Raw genomic sequence first — 947 nt, 5'->3', positions numbered from 1 at the left:
CATAATAAAGCAATGTCATGGAGCAAAAAGTGGATTTCTTTTCGTACCATATGGTTAAAAGAGGTACGCCGAATTTTACGCATTTGGCCTCAGACATTGTTGCCGCCAGTTATCACAATGAGCCTGTATTTTGTCATTTTTGGTAAGATGATTGGCTCGCGCGTGGGGGAGATGGGCGGTGTGCCGTATATGCAGTTTATCGTTCCCGGTCTGATTATGATGTCGATTATTACCAATAGCTACTCTAACGTCGTCTCAAGCTTTTTTAGTGCCAAATTTACGGCTAGTATTGAGGAGCTACTCGTTTCACCCGTCTCTAAGCACTCTATTTTGATGGGTTATATTAGCGGTGGTATCTTTCGCGGACTGGCAATCGGTATTATTGTCTCGATAGTGGCGCTCTTTTTTACAGACCTTGGTATTGAGCATTTATTCGTGACGATATTTACGGTATTGGGTACATCCATTTTGTTTTCGCTTGGTGGTTTTATCAACGCCGTATTTGCGCGCTCGTTTGATGATATCTCTATCATTCCAAGCTTTGTATTGACTCCGCTTACTTATCTTGGCGGTGTGTTTTATTCGATGGAGAATTTGTCTCCATTTTGGCAAAACGTTTCGTTATTAAATCCCATCGTTTATATGGTGAACTCGTTCCGCTACGGTATTTTGGGATATTCAGATGTCAATGTTTGGTATTCGATGGTCGCGATTTTTGTATTCTGCGCGATATTTTATACCATTGCCTATCGCTTACTCAGTAATGGATCGCGCGTGCGCTTGTAAACCTTATTATCTAAAAAGTGGCACTTTAAAAGATAGCGTGATTGTTATTTTGGTACATTGTCATCTTGGACATAAATTATTAACGGTTTAATATCAGGAAGTTAAATGAGTATTCACGGTATTTTAGGTGAACAAACCACCGACTACCCAACTGAGTATAG

1 protein-coding gene is annotated in these 947 nt (G+C 40.3%); it reads left to right on the top strand.

All coding sequences use genetic code 11. The features are described 5' to 3' along the window. Positions 1-12 precede the first annotated feature (12 nt). Positions 13-786, top strand: a complete 774-nt coding sequence (locus ACS8FD_RS17550) for an ABC transporter permease (RefSeq protein ID WP_439263331.1) — start codon at positions 13-15, stop codon at positions 784-786. The last annotated feature ends 161 nt before the right edge of the window (positions 787-947 follow it).

Source organism: Psychrobacter sp. 1U2, from assembly GCF_051847575.1.
The sequence above is the reverse complement of the archived record's forward strand: the minus strand, read 5'-3'. Positions and strand labels throughout refer to the sequence as shown.

What these genes read in the sequence shown, in the direction of transcription:
- ACS8FD_RS17550 (WP_439263331.1), top strand. Translation starts at nt 13, where the DNA reads ATGTCATGGAGCAAAAAGTGGATTTCTTTTCGTACCATATGGTTAAAA.